General features: G+C 59.3%; 14 protein-coding genes and 1 pseudogene. 7 read left to right on the top strand and 8 right to left on the bottom strand.

All coding sequences use genetic code 11. The features are described 5' to 3' along the window. Positions 1-294: 294 nt before the first annotated feature. Complete coding sequence (locus AC1DNK_RS23875) at positions 295-1,272, bottom strand: 3'-5' exonuclease (protein ID WP_477943658.1); 978 nt, start codon at positions 1,270-1,272, stop codon at positions 295-297. A 284-nt stretch (positions 1,273-1,556) separates the two neighbouring features. On the opposite strand from AC1DNK_RS23875, the gene AC1DNK_RS23870 reads away from it, so the two are divergent. From AC1DNK_RS23870 to AC1DNK_RS23855, 4 genes are all read left to right on the top strand, one after another. Further along, positions 1,557-1,919 (top strand): hypothetical protein, encoded by a 363-nt coding sequence (locus AC1DNK_RS23870; protein ID WP_477943657.1) that lies wholly within the window; start codon positions 1,557-1,559, stop codon positions 1,917-1,919. Continuing rightward, positions 1,919-2,131: a hypothetical protein gene (locus AC1DNK_RS23865; protein ID WP_477943656.1), complete on the top strand. Its 213-nt coding sequence runs from the start codon at positions 1,919-1,921 to the stop codon at positions 2,129-2,131. Before AC1DNK_RS23870 ends, AC1DNK_RS23865 begins: the two co-directional genes overlap by 1 nt. A gap of 1 nt (position 2,132) precedes the next feature. Next, positions 2,133-2,381 carry a hypothetical protein gene (locus AC1DNK_RS23860; RefSeq protein WP_477943655.1) on the top strand — a complete coding sequence of 83 codons (249 nt, stop codon included), beginning with the start codon at positions 2,133-2,135 and terminating at the stop codon, positions 2,379-2,381. Between the two features lie 63 nt (positions 2,382-2,444). After that, the gene (locus AC1DNK_RS23855) at positions 2,445-2,645 is read left to right on the top strand and encodes a hypothetical protein (protein ID WP_477943654.1); all 201 of its coding nucleotides are present in this window, start codon (positions 2,445-2,447) and stop codon (positions 2,643-2,645) included. Between the two features lie 361 nt (positions 2,646-3,006). Here AC1DNK_RS23855 and AC1DNK_RS23850 read toward each other — a convergent pair. From AC1DNK_RS23850 to AC1DNK_RS23830, 5 genes and pseudogenes are all read right to left on the bottom strand, one after another. Beyond that, positions 3,007-3,254 (bottom strand): annotated as a pseudogene (locus tag AC1DNK_RS23850) (aminoglycoside phosphotransferase); the annotation flags it as partial. Between the two features lie 76 nt (positions 3,255-3,330). Beyond that, positions 3,331-6,594: an error-prone DNA polymerase gene (locus AC1DNK_RS23845; RefSeq protein ID WP_477943653.1), complete on the bottom strand. Its 3,264-nt coding sequence runs from the start codon at positions 6,592-6,594 to the stop codon at positions 3,331-3,333. Continuing rightward, positions 6,591-8,102 (bottom strand): Y-family DNA polymerase, encoded by a 1,512-nt coding sequence (locus tag AC1DNK_RS23840; RefSeq protein WP_477943652.1) that lies wholly within the window; start codon positions 8,100-8,102, stop codon positions 6,591-6,593. Before AC1DNK_RS23840 ends, AC1DNK_RS23845 begins: the two co-directional genes overlap by 4 nt. After that, entirely contained in the window at positions 8,023-8,778 is a 756-nt protein-coding gene (locus tag AC1DNK_RS23835; protein ID WP_477943651.1) for an ImuA family protein, read from the bottom strand. Before AC1DNK_RS23835 ends, AC1DNK_RS23840 begins: the two co-directional genes overlap by 80 nt. Positions 8,779-8,922: 144 nt before the next feature. Then, the gene (locus tag AC1DNK_RS23830) at positions 8,923-9,108 is read right to left on the bottom strand and encodes a hypothetical protein (RefSeq protein ID WP_477943650.1); all 186 of its coding nucleotides are present in this window, start codon (positions 9,106-9,108) and stop codon (positions 8,923-8,925) included. Between the two features lie 169 nt (positions 9,109-9,277). On the opposite strand from AC1DNK_RS23830, the gene dinB reads away from it, so the two are divergent. Together dinB and AC1DNK_RS23820 are read left to right on the top strand one after the other, a co-directional pair. Beyond that, the gene (gene dinB / locus AC1DNK_RS23825) at positions 9,278-10,378 is read left to right on the top strand and encodes a DNA polymerase IV (protein WP_477943649.1); all 1,101 of its coding nucleotides are present in this window, start codon (positions 9,278-9,280) and stop codon (positions 10,376-10,378) included. Between the two features lie 157 nt (positions 10,379-10,535). After that, positions 10,536-11,309, top strand: coding sequence for an SOS response-associated peptidase family protein (locus AC1DNK_RS23820; RefSeq protein WP_477943648.1), 774 nt, complete (start codon positions 10,536-10,538; stop codon positions 11,307-11,309). 91 nt (positions 11,310-11,400) lie between these two features. Here AC1DNK_RS23820 and AC1DNK_RS23815 read toward each other — a convergent pair whose 3' ends face one another. Together AC1DNK_RS23815 and AC1DNK_RS23810 are read right to left on the bottom strand one after the other, a co-directional pair. Continuing rightward, positions 11,401-12,138: a metallophosphoesterase gene (locus tag AC1DNK_RS23815; RefSeq protein ID WP_477943647.1), complete on the bottom strand. Its 738-nt coding sequence runs from the start codon at positions 12,136-12,138 to the stop codon at positions 11,401-11,403. Positions 12,139-12,480: 342 nt separating this feature from the next. Continuing rightward, entirely contained in the window at positions 12,481-13,629 is a 1,149-nt protein-coding gene (locus AC1DNK_RS23810; RefSeq protein WP_477943751.1) for an FAD-dependent oxidoreductase, read from the bottom strand. Between the two features lie 68 nt (positions 13,630-13,697). Between AC1DNK_RS23810 and AC1DNK_RS23805 the strand changes: the two genes are divergently transcribed. Next, the gene (locus AC1DNK_RS23805; RefSeq protein ID WP_477943646.1) at positions 13,698-14,393 is read left to right on the top strand and encodes a TetR/AcrR family transcriptional regulator; all 696 of its coding nucleotides are present in this window, start codon (positions 13,698-13,700) and stop codon (positions 14,391-14,393) included. Positions 14,394-14,484 lie beyond the last annotated feature (91 nt).

Here is a 14,484-nt window from a genome sequence, read left to right as displayed (position 1 = left end):
CCACATTAGCTGATGCGTTGAATAGCGCGATGATCTGATCGTTTCGTGTGCCGGCGCCGGCAATTCCGAGCGCTCCGCGCAGGCCACTAATTTCGACAATTGCACGAGTGAGCTGCTGACTTCTAGGTGCCGCAGTTTCTCGATCTCGTTAGCTGCCTTTGCCAACTGGGCAATGAAGCTTGTGGTCATGTGATGCCGGTCACCCTGATGCCCGGTCGCTGCCGACCTCTTCCTGGTCGTCGATCATGTGGTGCCAGTAAGCTCACCTACCTCTTCGCAATCGTCTCCTAAGCGTCAGCTTTTGAACCGTTCGAAAGCAGTCATATATCTCACTGGCGGGTCGGCTTCTTCCCATCCATAGATTTCAGCGCGTAGGTAGTTGATCTCATCCTGGACCCTGTGCTCCTCGATTTCGATCCACCAGGATTTCGGCCCGCCGTCGCTTCCATCTGACCACCGGTAGCCGCGCATCTTCAATTGATCCTTCATCTCGAAGGGACTGTGTTCGGCATAAATGCGCGCACGGTTCTGCTGGCTCGACAGATAAAGTTCCGAGAACGGCGAGCTGGCGCCATCGCCATGACCGCGATCGAGGATTTCCAGTAGCGCGAAACAGTCATCGACCGCGCGATGCGCCTCATGAAAGTAGCCAGCCTGGCCGATCAGATATCCAAGCTTGTTGCCTTCGAATCCGCGTGCTGCCCAATCGATTTCCGAAACCGAGCAGGCCCAGGCTTTGCGATCGAACACAGGTGAAAATGCTTCGAAAAACGGCCGGTCGAACCTGGCGTAGTGGGCGATGACCAGATCCGCGGGTTCGACCAGCGATCGCAATTGCTGCGGGTCGATCATATGGCTGGCCACCATTTCGTCAGTAATCCCGGTCAGCCGCGTGATTTCCGCCGGAATCGGCCTGGTCGGCTCGTGTAGCGCGCTGTAGACGCCAGTCACGTCGCCAATCGCCCCCTGCTCGTCAAAGGAAAAGGCGACAATACCGATCTCGATGATTTCGTCTTCTCGATTGTTCAATCCGGTCGTCTCTGCATCGACGAGGACGCCTCTCCGGAAAAAGCCGGGACGTGGAAACGGCACGATTGGCCTGGGCTCAAGCCTTTTGAGGACGCGATAGCGGCCGGTTGCCTCAAGCTGCCGAACAAGGCCGCCTTCGCTATCAGCGGTGACCACTTGCTTGACGCTACGCCGTCGCCGTGGGCCAAGTGCCGGTGCCTCAGCCTCATCATCATCTGTAAAGAAATCGAACTGCTGCGTCACGTGCCCGTCTCGGATTGATTTCCGGTCAGTCAGCTTTAGTCGATTCCCTTGCGCAGATCAGGTGAAAGTGCGCCTAGGGGCCAAATTCGAAATCAACTGGCGCAAAGGTGCCTAAGCAGACCATCATGACGGGTGACGAGGGAGGCGCCTGCTTTGGCTCGCCCAATAGTCCGGATTGGTCATGTTGACTCCGTAAAAAAACAGAACATAATAGGAACATATACGGCGAATGCGGCCGCCAATCCGACAGTGAGCAATGGAGAGCGAGGATGTTTGCGCGAAGGATGAACCGTGGCAGCAACGATAATAATAGCGCTGATGGCTTCGAAATGTATATGACGCCTGCTGAGGAGGCTTCTGGGCTCGAAATGCATCCTGAGTTGATCCGGATGGTCGGCCTGCGGGTCGCCGGCAGTGTGCGCTTTGCTGTGGCCTGCGCCTTTTGCGTTCCCGACGCCGGCCCCTTTGGCGAGATCGAAATTGCAATAGACGAAGACAAAGGACAGGCTTGCGGCTTGCATCGTCTACGCAATCCCGATCGGATCGTCAAAGCGCTCTGGTTTGACTGGAGCGGGACGGTCGATGATGCCGTCGGTGGTGTCTACGATCGCATCATCGCGCATTACCGCCATCAGGAGATGCTCTGATGCCGGAGGCGACCGCTGCACCTATCCTGCTCGTCTCCGCAAGCGAAGACGTTCGCGCAGCGCTTTCATGGCACGACGGTGACGCCTTGGCAACGATCGCTACCCTGATTGAGGATTGCCGTCATCTGAGGGAGCAACTGGCGCATGCCGAAGCTTCGATGAGCGTCGGCTTTGCCCGGGGATGGACGCCCGTATATGAGCGGACCACCTGACATGCTCGACAAGGTAGCGCCGCGCAAGGCGCTTTTTCGCGCTGCGTTTCGCGACTGGTGGGATGCCCAGCTTCCGGCGTTTCGCGAGCGGACCGACTATAGCAGTGCAAGGTTGATCTTCCGCGCAGGCTATGCGTCGGGCCGCAACCGTGATCTCTCGAGATATACTTTCAAAGCGGGCCGGTTTCGTATCACGGTCTGGGCGGACGGACCTGCCGAGGCCAAAGCAGAAAGCCAGAGAAGAGGCTGATTTTCGCGCCACCCGCAAAGGATGGAGTGCTCCGAAGGGCGGCTGGAACCTGGAGGAATTAAAGTGAGCGATATCGATAGACCGGTCCTGCAGCGCGCGCCTGTCCTTGTGGCACGACGCTGCCATTGCGGCGACTGGGCGGGTTTTCCCTTCGGCAAAGGTGAGAACCAGGAATGGTGGTGCTGGAAACATTATCCCTACAAGACATCTTCGCGCCTTCAGGCCGCGAAAGTGGCAGCGATGCTTGAGCGACACGTAGCGTGATGTGTTGTATCGCCTCAAGGCAATTGAAGCTGAAGGGACAGGCAACGATGATTGTCGTGCCCGCCGAAACATTGCTCGACGCGGCGATGGGGCAAGGACTGGGGCTCGCCGAAAAGATCGCGTTGAAGACGGCCGATGCAGATCAGGTGAAAAAACTCTCTGGGCCAGAGGCTCTACTGCTCTTCGCGGAAGCCATTCAGCGACATGAACGGGCCATGCTTCCGAAAAGTAAGGTGAAAAGAATGGCAGCCGTTTCGGCTTGCTTCTCGCCATCGCGGTCCCCTTCAGATGAGTGGGGTGCCTCGACATGGCGATCCGGGTCGGCGTCCTGTCCGTCGCGATCCACAGCGCTCTGGATCGATCAGGTTTCTCGAACTTCGGCAAGCCTCTTGACTGCGTAGTCGTCGCGCCAGCAGACGGCGGCTTCCCAGGCAGCTGCTGCCTGAGCGCAATATCATACGCGCCGTCGTCGAGGGCGGCGGCGTTTTCGGGTAGCGCCAGATCAAGATCTGCGGCATCGACATGCGCTTCATCCCAGTCGATCAGCGCGACATTGTTTCCGAAAACGCGGATGTTGCGGCGATTGTTCGGGTTGCCGTGAACAACACATGCGTTGATCAGTGACGGAACAGATAATGGAGATTTGAGTCCCCAAAATGTCAGTTCCTATGCGTGGCTGCCCTTGTCAATGGAAGTTCCGACTTTTCACTTTGAGCGTGTCGATATCCAAGTCTGGAATGTAGATATCCCTGACTTTGGGTATAGGCGCCCGATCGCGTGAATCCGGACTACCAGGCGATCCATGAGCGAACTCGTCGCCCCTGCCCGTCGGCAATTTGAAATCGACATGGCGATCGGCCAAACCCGTTAGATCGCTGGAAAGGTCAAACAGCTGCTGGGCGACTAGGTGAACCACGTCGCCTTCCCGCTGTATCCTGCCGTTGATCGCCATCATCGATGACCCCAATACCACCTGACGCCTCTTCTCAAATAGCGACGGCCAGACGACCACATTCGCTGGGCCGGTCTCGTCTTCGATCGTGATGAACATGACGCCCTTGGCGCTCCCAGGCTTCTGCCGGACGAGCACAAGCCCTGCCGTCATCAGCCAGCGACCGTGGCAGGCATTCATGGCATCCGAACAAGTCACGATGTTCCGTTTTTCGAGGTCGTGTCTCAGGAAGCTGATCGGGTGGCCACGGAGTGTCAGCCCGACATGGCCGTAGTCCTGGATGACGTTGTGGCCGTCGGTCATTTGCCGTAGGTGGACCTCCGGCTCCTGTTGCTCGGCGATGACTGCAGCTTCGCGCTCAGCGGCCGCCGCAAACAACGGCAAGGGTTCATCGCGTAGCGCCTTGATTGCCCACAGCGCGTCACGCCGCTCCAGTTCAAGGGAGGGCAGGAAGGCGTCGGCCTCGGCCAACTGGACGAGCGCCTCCGTTGGGACGTTGGATCGCCGCCAGGCGTCGTCGATGCTTTCAAACACGCGGTTCATGCGCGCCGCAATAATGCGCGCGGCGTCGGCGACGGCCAACCCTTTCACCATTCGCATCCCAAGCCGGACGGCATGCCGCCCGGTGTCGCCGATCTCCTCGAGAGTGCAGTCCCACCGGGATCGGTTGATGCAGACGGGCCGGACTTCCACGCAGTGGTTCCGGGCGTCTCCGACGATCTGGGCAGGCGCGTAGAAACCCATCGGCTGGGAGTTCAAAAGCGCAGCGCAGAAGACGTCCGGGAAGTGACACTTCACGTAGTTGGACGCGTAGGCAATAAGGGCGAAAGAGGCGGCGTGGCTTTCCGGGAAACCGTAACTTCCGAAGCCCTCCAGCTGACTGAATGTTTTCTCAGCGAATTCAGCGGAATATCCGTTTGTGATCATACCGGACACGAGCTTGTCTTTGAACCGGGAGACGCCACCTGTGAACTTGAACGTCGCCATCGACTTGCGGAGTTGATCCGCCTCACCCCCACTGAAGCCGGCGCAGACCATGGCGACTTTCATGGCGCTTTCCTGGAACAGCGGGACGCCAAGCGTTTTGCCGAGGACGGCCTCTAGTTCCGGCGTCGGATACTCGATCTTCTCTTTCCCCTCTCGCCTGCGCAGATAAGGATGCACCATATCCCCCTGAATGGGACCCGGGCGGACAATCGCCACCTGGATGACGAGGTCGTAGAATGTCTGCGGCTTCAGTCGTGGCAACATCGCCATTTGTGCGCGGCTTTCGACCTGGAAGGTTCCAAGTGTGTCGGCTTTGCGGATCATCGCGTAGGTCGCAGGGTCTTCCTGCGGTATCGAGGCAAGATCGAGCGGCTCATGTTTGTGGTCGCGGATAAGATCGAACGCCTTCTGCATGCAGGTCAGCATGCCAAGTGCCAAGACGTCCACCTTCATGAACTTGAGAGCTTCGACGTCATCCTTGTCCCACTCGATGATCTGGCGATCGGCCATGCTCGCGGGCTCGATGGGGACGAGGTCATCGAGGCGGTCATGTGTCAGGACGAAACCGCCCGGGTGCTGGCCGAGGTGACGCGGCGCTCCCATCAGCTGCTGGGCCAGCTTCAACGTCAGTGCCAGACGACGGTCTGCGGGGTTCAAACCTTGTGTCTTCAGTCGGTCATCGCTGATCAGTTCCTCGGACCAGTGCCACATCCCCGACGACAAGGCTTTGATGATGTCCTCCGGTAGACCCAGAGCCTTGCCGACATCCCGGATCGCGCCCCGGGCGCGGTATCGGGTGACCGTGGAGCAGAGGGCGGCCTTCTCCTTGCCGTAGGTTTTGTAAATCCACTGGATGACCTGCTCGCGCCGTTCGTGCTCGAAGTCGACATCGATGTCAGGCGGCTCGTCGCGCTCCTTTGAAACGAAGCGCTCAAAGAGGAGATCATTGGTTTCCGGGTCGATGCTGGTGATCCCGAGGATATAGCAGATAGCCGAGTTTGCCGCCGATCCGCGCCCCTGACACAGGATACCTTGGCTTCTGGCGAACTTGACGATGCTGAACACGGTCAGGAAGTACGGCGCGTAGCGCATCTCCTTGATGAGATCGAGCTCGTGCCGGATAGAACGCAAAACCTTCCGTGGGAGGCCTTCGGGATATCGCTGCGGGATGTATTCCCGTACGTAATGCTCAAGGGATTGCTGGGCATCCATGCCGGGCACAATCGCCTCCTCAGGATACTGGTATGTCAGCTCCTCCAGCGAGAATTTGCAGCGCTCGACGATATCCATCGTGCGTGCAAGTGCATCTGGATAGCGCTGGAACAGCCGCTCCATTTCTTGCGGTGGCTTGAGGTAGCGGTCAGCATGCCGTTCGCGCTCGAAGCCGACCTCATCGATCGTGGTGTTGTTGCGAATGCAGGTGACGATATCCTGCAATTGTCGTCGTCCCGGTTCGTGGAAGAGGACGTCGTTGGTGACAACAGTGCGCACACGATGCCTGGCCGCCAGATTGGAAATCTCATGTAGCCGCAGCTGGTCGTTCGGCCGCCGGCGCAGCGCGAGCGAGACATAGGCACGATTACCGAAGATCTCGGCCATCTTCCGGAGTTGGACGGCACAGGTTTCATCCGGGAGATCGGGGACGAGGACCGCGATGAGACCCTCTGCGTAGGCCCCGACGTCATCGAGGTGGAGAATGCAGTTGTCCTTCCCTCCCCGGCTCTTTCCAAGCGTGATCAGCCTCGTCAGGCGGGAGTACGCAGCTCTGTCCATTGGGTAGACGAGCATCGACATGCCGTCGTGAAGATCGAGGCGGCAACCGACGACAAGTCTGATGCCGGTGGCACGGGACGCTTCAAGCGCGCGGACGATGCCAGCAAGTGAGTTCCGGTCCACGACGCCCAAGGCTTCGATGCCCAATTGCTTGGCGGTGGCAAACAGCTCGTCTGCCGAGGATGCCCCCCGTAAGAAACTGAAGTGGGTCGTCACCTGAAGCTCGGCGTAGCTCATGCGAATATCCCGTGCACGAACCACTCGCGCGAGCCGGTGGCAGGGTCAACGCCGTCGCCGCGCCGGAAAATCCATAGGCGCTCGCCGCCCTCGCCTTCGATGACGAAGTAATCCCGAACGGCGTCGAATTCACCGTCGCGCCGCCACCACTCTCCAAATACCCGTTCAGGACCGTCAGCGCGGATGACCTTCATCTTTCGTCCGCGCCATGTGATGCTCGCAGGCGGATAGTCCGGCATGAGCGCAATCGCTTCGATCCGGTCGGGTTGTGCCAGCAGTCGGACCGGCCGAGGCCAGTGATGCACCCAGGTCTCGTCCGAGATTGCGGCTGCCGCCGCGATCCGCGCGACACTTCGCTCGGGAACGTCGGAGGCAACAGGAGCGACGCGATAGACCCGCTGGCCGCGATTGCCGAAGATGTCAATCAGCGGCGTGATATCGGGCGTCTCCTCCTCGACCAGTGCGGAGACCTTTTGAAACTCTTCGAAAGGTTCTGCCCTGACGGCCACCAGGGTCAGCTTCTCAATTCCGAAACCCGGCTCGATTGTCTCAGTGCGGTCGCGAAAGAGCTTCTTCAGCCAAACGACATCACGCGACGGCTTTGCCGTTCCGGAACGAACGGCTTGGCGAGTGCCGTCGACCTTTTCGATAATCAGATCGGCGCGGCGAACACCAAGGCCATGGCGCTGAAGTTCAGCCACCAGGCGGATGATCAAATAGCCGACGTATTTGTCGATCGTCTCGGCGGCCCCGATGGGCTCGGCAAACACACGGCTGACCTCGATCAGCTCAGCGGCTCGGATAGGCTCGATTGGCTCTGCGATGCGTCCGAACATCTGGTCGAGCCGGCGGCCGATCTCAGGACCGAAACGAAGGGCGAGCGGCGCACGAGGTGTTGCCGACAGCTCTCCGATCGTCTTGAAGCCAAGCGTGTGAAGGTCGCCGACGATCTTGGACGAGAGCCGCAGCATTGAGAGCGGCAGCTTCTCGACGGCACGTACGGTCTCGCCCACTGGTACGATCACGCTCTCCTGCCGAGTTGCCCGGGCGCAGGCGTGTGCCGCCCCCCACGTGTCGGCAATAGCAACGCGGGCCGACAGCTTTTTGGCGCGGAAACGGTTGGCGATCCCGGAGACCATCAACGGCTCCCCGCCCTGAAGATGATCGGCCCCCTCGGTGTCCATGATGATCCCGTCAGGGGCATCGACAGCGACGAGCGGCGAATACTGGCCCAAGGCCCAGAGGGTGATCCGTTTGAGTGCCGCTGCGTCGGCCACCGGATCGGCGTCGACCAGCATCAACCCATGAAAGATCGCCTGGGCCTTGGCAGCAGGCATACCGACACGGACGCCCGATTTCCTGGCTGCAGCATCGGCGCCCGATACCCACCTTTTCGACCCACTGCGGGCGATCACGGCGATGGCCTGCTCAACGGGAATAGAAGGATCGGCTCGCCTGATCCTGTCCGTCGCCAGCTCCGGAAGATAGATTGATACGACCCTTGGCATCACACGCTCCTACGAAATACTCAGCGCACTCGCCCGCTTTCACTCTTATAAGCTCTAACCGCCACTGTGCTCGACCGACGCCTTGCACAGGAAGCTCCTCGCTCGGAGTGACACTCACCCGCCACCGCGTGGCCGAAGCCGTCGGCTGGCCGAAGTCCCTGGCTTCTGTCTGTCGTCGCCAGCGCCTGACGATCAGCCCCATGGTTCCAGACTTCTCCGCGGCAAGCTGAAGGCGACGCGACTTGGTCATCGGCAACCGCACCAGCTCGCCGACCACGGCACCCAGACCGCCATAGCCCAGGGCCTCCTCCATGTTGGCGATGACGTCGTCCTCGCTGGCGGACTCGACAAAAACGACCCGCTTCGGATGGAGGCCCGCCTGCGCCAGCGCAGGGAAAAACAGGTCCGGTCTTGCAAGGCACCAGACAATCTGGCCCGTGGTGCGGGCAGCAATGCCAGCTACGAAAAGTGCCGCCGCCGCGCCGTCGACAGTTCCCGCGCCGCCGCCGGCAAATTCATGCAGAGCGCCATAGGCCAAGCCTCCGCCTGGCAGGCGATCATCGATGTCGGGTATGTCGAAGGGTAGGACCCGCTTCGGACGCGAAGATGGACCTTCGAGATGCTGAATGCGTTCCCGAAGCTCGGAGATCACGAGATTTGCGGCACCGTGCGCCAAAATTGACCTCTGTCAAAAGCGGGTTTCCATTCTGCACAAAAGCAAGTATGTTCCTTGTTTGTTCCTGATTGGCATTTGAGTCAATCGTCATGTTTGGGCAGATACTCGTGGTCCAACATTCGTCCACAGCGGCTCGACGCGCGATCAGGAAGCAAAATCAATGCGGTAGAAAGAGCTCATCCACAGATCGGCAAAATGACAAAGATAAGAAAAAATTCCTTTAAAGATGGGATTATTCTCCGTCAGGTTCGATGCAAGGTTCTCATTGTCGCATGCCGGGCATGCGGTCGCAGTGACGAGATGAATCGCAAGGCAGTTGTGCAGCGGCATGGCGCGGCAATCCCGATACGTAACTTGCGTCGCCGGCTGGCATTGGGATGCGAGAGAATGAATGCCGCCGACGGGATAGACAGGTGCCAGCTCGATGTGGCGGCGAAGCCGGAAACCAGGGAGGCCTGATGCGAGCCGCTGGTGGATGGCGCATGATGTGGAATGAGTGATGAGTGCCGAACCGGACAACCCCGCAGCAGAGCGAGTGCGCAAGATCATTCACGTTGACATGGATGCCTTCTATGCGTCGGTGGAACAACGCGACAATCCCGAACTTCGTGGAAAGCCGATCGCCGTTGGTGGCGCTGAGGCCCGCGGCGTCGTCGCAGCCGCAAGCTATGAGGCACGCGCGTTCGGCGTGCGTTCGGCAATGCCATCCGTGACGGCCAAGCGAAAATGCCCGGATCTGGTTTTCGTCAAGCCGCGATTTGACGTCTACAAGTCGGTCTCCCTCGATATCAGGGCGATCTTTTCCGAGTACACGCCGCTGGTCGAGCCACTGTCCCTGGATGAGGCTTATCTCGACGTCACCGAAAATCTCAAGGGAATAGAAATCGCAACCGAGATCGCGCTCGAAATCCGTGAAAAGATCAAGGCGGTGACAGGGCTCAATGCGTCAGCCGGCATTTCCTACAACAAATTCCTGGCTAAGATGGCGAGCGACCTCAACAAGCCAAACGGACAGGCAGTTATCACGCCGAAGAATGGTCCGGGCTTTGTGGCAGCGCTGCCAGTGAAGAAGTTCCACGGCGTCGGACCGGCGACAGCCGAGAAAATGCTGCGCCTCGGCATTGAGACCGGTGCAGATCTTAGAGGCAAGGATCTTGCGTTTCTCGTCAGTCATTTCGGAAAATCAGGACCCTACTACTACGGGATTGCCCGCGGCACCGACGACCGCCAGGTCAAGCCTGATCGGGTTCGCAAATCTGTGGGCGCCGAGGACACGTTCGCGTCCGACATTCATGCCTATGGCCCGGCAATGGATGGCATGATGCCGCTCATTGCCAAAGTCTGGCGCTATTGCGAAGCAAACAGCATTGCCGCAAAGACCGTAACGCTCAAGGTCAAATATTCCGACTTCACGCAGATCACGCGCTCCCGAACGCTGGCAAAAGGATTAAGTTCGGAAGGCGCGATCGAAGACGGCATCCGCCTTCTGCTCGAAGGCGTCTTTCCGGTGTCAAAAGGCATCCGGCTTCTCGGCGTGACGCTCTCGTCCCTGGAGCCTAGGACGGAGCCGTGCACCGAACAACTCTCGCTGACCTGGTAGATCCTTGCATAGTAAGCCACAAGTCTCATTCGGCGACAGGTGGTGCGGCCTTGCGGACTTGCTGCTTCAAAGGAGTTCCGTGCTTGACTGAGGTAACGATTTTATTGGCAGGTGCAGCCGCATCGGCTACCGTCGAGGAAATCGGAGGCGGGGATCGATGTGTACGCTCTATCGCATGGAAGACAAGGACTGGGTTACGAAATGGGCTCAGGACGCCGAGAGCCTGATTAACCCGATGCCCGCCTACCAGATCTATACCGACCAGCTTGCGCCAGTCATCAGGAACGTGGCTGACGGTCGCAGGCAGGTCGCAAATTGCCGTTGGGGCCTTCCAGCGCCTTTCTACGTGCAAAAAGCAGCGGCGGAGGCGCGTGCTGCAAAAGCCAGGGCAAAGGGTCTAACTGTCGACATGGAGGAGTTGATCCGCATGGAGCCAGACCGCGGGACACCAAACGTGCGCAAATTGAATCTGCCGCATTGGAAGCGATGGTTGGGTATCGAACACCGGTGCCTGGTGCCGGTAACGTCATTTGCCGAACCCGATCCAAAAAGCAAGACTGGCAAAGAGGCGACACCCAACGCATGGTTTTCTGCCGCTCCCGAAAAGCCGCTGATGTTTTTTGCTGGACTGTGGGTGGCGCAATGGAAAAGTGTCAGAAAGGTCAAAGACGGTCTGACGACTGATGATCTTTTTGGCTTCCTGACCACGGATCCCAATAACGCCGTCCGGCCCGTGCACGAGAAAGCGATGCCTGTGCTCCTGCGCACACGCGAGGAAACTGAACTGTGGATGACGGCACCCTGGGACCAAGCAAAGGTGCTCGCCCGCCCACTGCCGGACGATGCCATCATGATCACTTCGCGTGAGCCCTACCAATACAGCATCGTCTCGAAAACGGGTGAGCGACTTGCCGAGCCAGCTCTACCGTAAAAATCGTGGCCCAGTCGCACGCGAAATCCGGCATCGGGGAAATTCGGACCTGACACTTTGGCGGGCAAGTGCAGTGTATCGCTGGCCCCGCTTACGACATCCATTCCTCCACGCTGATCCCGCCATTAGCGGCAATGCCGGTGCAGAGGAAATGAGAAAGCCTGTCATGGCGAATGACGGCGGCGCTGAGCCTGCCCGTCCGGTAGGCGGCGGTGTCGAGCGCAATGCGATTTTGGTAGATTTCGGGCCACAGAGAGTTCGTGATGGTGTGGCCATGCACGACGATATGGTCGAACTGCTCGACGTGATCGAGAAATCCCGCACGGATCCATCGCAAGTCGTAATCGGTCTGTGCGGCGAGAGGGACGCCAGGGCGCACACCTGCATGCACAAAGCAGAATCTGCCGGCAACCTCATGGGTCACCGCGCCGTTCAGGAGGCCGACATGATGCGGAAAGCGTTGGCGTATCTCGGTTGCAATCCCGGTAAAATTAGGCACCGGCTGGCTTGAATAAGCGCTGACGGTCGCAACGCCGCCCCAATCCATCCAATTGGTTGCATCGTCCTCAGCGAGCTCGTCGCGCAGCAGCGAGCGCAGGTAATGATCATGGTTTCCCAATACGAGCCGCGAACCGGGATAGCGATCGAGAGCGGATGAAACGAGATCAAGGACCTCTGGGCTGCGCGGACCCCTGTCGATAAGATCGCCAAGGAACATGATGACGGGCTGCGAGCTAGCGGCACGCTGAATGGCGGCGATATGGCCGAGGAGCGCCTCAAGAAGATCGGCGCGTCCGTGAATGTCGCCGATTGCGTAAATATCGGACAATGAAGACTGGCTCCTGATTGCGATTTTCTGGCGGTAGGTCGCGCTCGATTGGGATGGACAAGAATTTTTCACCGGAGCCGACCTGCTCCGGTTACCTTGCGGGCGGGCGTCAGCGCAAGCACTTCTTGGGGCGATGACCCTTGCAGCCGATGGATTGGTGTCTGCTGCATTTTACGGCGTTCGGTGGGCGATGATCCCGACGCCAATTGCAATCTCTGATCGGTCGGCTATCGAGATCATCGACTTTCCCGGTGTATAGAGGTCACGGTACCCCATCGTGGCACTCTTGCAAGGTCCCGGCGATCCTCTCCGCCGAGGGTTTTTCCGGAGCCGGCCCACGGATCAGGCCTTGGTTGCCGCCTTAGGCTTGCCGAGCAGATCCTGCCCAAATGCCTCAACAAGGCCGTAGGGCGCGTCTTCGGCAAACATCAGCTGGACCAGTTCTGCGGCTTCGATCGCAGCCGAATGGCTGCGCGGGAAGAGTTGCTGTTCGTAGCAAGCAAGTGCCGTCTCGATATCGCCAGGGCTGGCTGCAATGCTTTTGCCAAGCTCGGCGCCATCGAGCATGGCGAGATTGGCCCCTTCACCGGACGGGATCATCAGATGGGCCGCATCACCAAGCAAGGTGACGCCTGAAACCCGTTCCCATCGGTGGTCTTGCGGAAGCGTATGAAGGACGCGCGCGACCAGGTCACGCTCGCAATCGGTGATCAGGGCGGTCAGTTCTGGCGCCCAGCCTTCAAACTCCGCTGCGATCCTGGTCTTCGCGCTGGGGGGATCGGAGAAGTCAATGGCATCGATCCAATGCTTCGGCCGATTTAACGCGACATAGGCATGGAGCACGGCATTGGGTTCCCGGTGTGCCATGATTCCCTTGCCGGGCGCGAGACCAAACATCGAGCCGCCGCCAACGGCCGCTGCAGTTGCGGGGTGGCGAGTGTCTGCGTCGTGAAGCCAGGTTTCAACAAACGTCGTTCCCGAATACGCGGGCTTGGCGCCCGAGACGAGGGAGCGAACTTTCGACCACGCGCCGTCGGCGCCAACCAGCAGGTCGGCCACGGCAGTCGAACCGTTCTCAAACGAAAGAAAATGCCTTCCTCTCCCGAGACGTTCGGCGGTCCTCAGTTTATGTCCCCATAATACCGTGCCGGGCGGAAGAGAATCCAGAAGGATCCGCCGCAGTTCGCCACGCTGAACTTCAGGACGGCCGCCAGTGCCATCGTCAGGATTGTCCATCAGGACGTTGCCGTGCATGTCGAGCGCGCGCGACTGCTGCCCTCCAGGATGCACAAGGGCCAAAAACTGTTCATAGAGGTCGGCGTCGCGCAACGCCAGCTGGCCGTTGAAATCGTGGATGTCGAGCATCCCGCCCTGAGGCCGGGCATCGCGATCGGCATCCGCTTCATAGACGGTTGCGGCAATGTCGTGGATATGGAGGACGCGGGCAAGCGTGAGGCCGCCTAGCCCTGCGCCGATAATTGAAACGTTCACGAACAATCTCCTTGAATGGAATGTCATTCCATAGTTGGAATGCCATTCCATTCGTGTCAATATCAACTATGAAAAAAGACACCAGACGACGGTCCGATTCGCTGACGAGGCAACGCATTATCGAGGCGGCGGTAGAGCTGCTCGACATCGCCGGCACACGCGGCCTGACCTTCCCGGCGCTGGCCGCACACCTCAACACCGGGGCCGGAGCGATATATTATCATGTTGCCCACAAGGCCGATCTCCTGATCGCGGCCTGCGACGCAGCTGTCGAAGCCGTTCTGGCGCCGACCTGGGGAGCATCGCCGTTTTTGGAAATCCGTGAAGTTTCGCTCGCTCTCTTCGAGGCGGTCGATAAAAGGCCCTGGATTGCTACGGCTCTTGCCCAGGCACCGGGGTCGATGCCATCGATCCGGATCCTCGAACGGTTCGGGCAGCAGGTCCGCAAGATGGGGATTGATCCGGCGGTCGAGTGGTCGGTCGTGGCCACCCTGTTGAACTATGTTCTGGGTGTTGGGGGGCAGAATGCTGCCAATGCCGAGATGGCCCGCGACCTCGGCCTCGATCGAGAATTATTCCTCCGGGCAATGGCAAAGGACTGGTCTAACCTCGGTGCCGCTGCGTTTCCGTTCACCCGCAGTATGGCCGCTCATCTGCCGGCACACGATGACAGGGCAGACTTCCTGACCGGGCTCGATCTCATCCTGGTAGGTATCACTGAACTTGCGGACGAGCAGGGACCAGACGGCAGATCACACCTTTGACAACGGCTCATCGGCGTTGGGACCTCCTCCAAATCTGTGACTGCCCTAGTTCTTGATTGCACGACCACTTTCGCGCCACCAAATGCCAGAC

This window comes from Rhizobium sp. 01N424, from assembly GCF_056399485.1.
This window is presented reverse-complemented; position numbering and strand designations above follow the sequence as displayed.